This window comes from bacterium, from assembly GCA_004299235.1.
In the GTDB taxonomy this organism is placed as follows: Bacteria; Chloroflexota; Dormibacteria; order Dormibacterales; family Dormibacteraceae; genus SCQL01.
The window spans coordinates 1-1,452 of record SCQL01000091.1 but is presented as its reverse complement, the minus strand read 5'-3'; the positions used below and the strand labels follow the sequence as shown (position 1 = coordinate 1,452).

2 protein-coding genes are annotated in these 1,452 nt (G+C 70.6%); both read right to left on the bottom strand.

The features are described 5' to 3' along the window. Positions 1 to 128 precede the first annotated feature (128 nt). A complete protein-coding gene (locus EPN29_14425; GenBank protein ID TAN29805.1) occupies positions 129 to 473 on the bottom strand; it encodes a hypothetical protein in 345 nt (114 codons plus the stop codon). Between the two features lie 144 nt (positions 474 to 617). After that, entirely contained in the window at positions 618 to 1,430 is an 813-nt protein-coding gene (locus EPN29_14420) for a metal ABC transporter permease (GenBank protein TAN29804.1), read from the bottom strand. Positions 1,431 to 1,452 lie beyond the last annotated feature (22 nt).

Here is a 1,452-nt window from a genome sequence, read left to right as displayed (position 1 = left end):
GAGCGCGGCAAGGGCCAGGAGGGCGCCGCGGAACGGCATCACGTCGGGAAGAACGTAGCGCGATGGCGGATGTGTCGTGTCCCGGGGGGCGGCGGGTCCGCGCCCGCCGCCCCCGTCACACCAGAGAACTAGTCGCGCTCTCGCTCGACCTCGGTCGTCTCCCTAGCCTCGGTCTCGGTGGCCTCCTTCTCGGCGGCCTCCTTCTCGACCTCGACGGTCTCCATCTCGGTCGTGTCCTCGTCCTCGGTTTCGGCGGCGTCCGCGTCCGTATCGCTCGTCGCGCTCGCGGACGCGTTCACGCCGGTCTGCGCATTGGCATCAGCGTGGCCGGTGGCCAGGCTGATCGCGCCGTTCGACCCTGCGCTCGCCTGAACGTGGCTGTCATGGGCGAGGCTCGTGCTCGCGGGCGCGCCGAAGAGCACCAGCGCGACCGTGAACGCCGTCGTGACGGCCGAAGCTGCGATGCGTCTCATGGTTCCTCCCTGTCACCGGGCCGGGACGCCCGCGCGAGGGCGTGCACGGTCGTGACCGCAGCGGCAGGGCACGGTGCGGACGAATGTCAAAAACGCGCAACAGCACGCGCCCTCGTCGGGCGCCGGTCGTCCGCCCGGCGGGCGTCAGCGCCGCAGCTGTGTCAACGCCCAGACGAGCGCGAACTCGGCGGTGGCGACGAGGACGATCGTGCCGCCCGAGGCGGCGTTCACGAAGTAGCTGATCCACATGCCCAAGACCGACGACGACAGGGCAAAGACGCCCGAGAGCACGATGAAGGTGCGCATGTCCCGGGCGAGGAGCCGCGCGGTCGCGGCGGGTGTCACGAGCATCGCGACCACGAGCACGATGCCCACGATCTGGACGGACACCGCGACCGTGAGTCCGATGAGGCCCATGAGCGCGGTGTCGTAGCGGACGGACGAGAGGCCCGCGGCCTGCGCGCCGACCGGGTCGAACGAGACGAAGACGAACTGGCGGCCCCAGAGGCGGAGCACGCCGACGATGAGGACGGTGACCGCCGCCGCGAGCACGAGCTGCGCCTCGGTGACGCCGAGCACATTGCCGAAGAGGATCCCGAGCAGATCGCCGGTGTACGCGGTGATGCCGCTGAAGAGGACGATGCCGATGGCGAACATGCCGGAGAACACCACGCCGATGGCGGTGTCCTCGCGGATCACCCCGCGGCGCGAGAGCGTTCCCATGACGACCGCGGCCACCACCGCCGCGGCCATGCCGCCGATCACGAGGTTCACGTCGAGCAGGAAGGCGATGACGACGCCCGGGAACGCCGCGTGCGCGACCGCATCGCCGAGGAACGCGAGGCCGCGCAGCACGACGAACACGCCGACGCCGGCGCACACGATCCCCACGAGCACGCTCCCGACGAGCGCGCGCTGCATGAACGCGTACTGGAACGGCTCGAAGACGTCAGGCATGGTGCTGGTCTCCCACCACCGC

Excerpts from the sequence above, each read along its gene's own strand:
- EPN29_14425 (TAN29805.1), bottom strand. The coding sequence starts at position 473 with ATGAGACGCATCGCAGCTTCGGCCGTCACGACGGCGTTCACGGTCGCG.
- EPN29_14420 (TAN29804.1), bottom strand. The coding sequence starts at position 1,430 with ATGCCTGACGTCTTCGAGCCGTTCCAGTACGCGTTCATGCAGCGCGCG.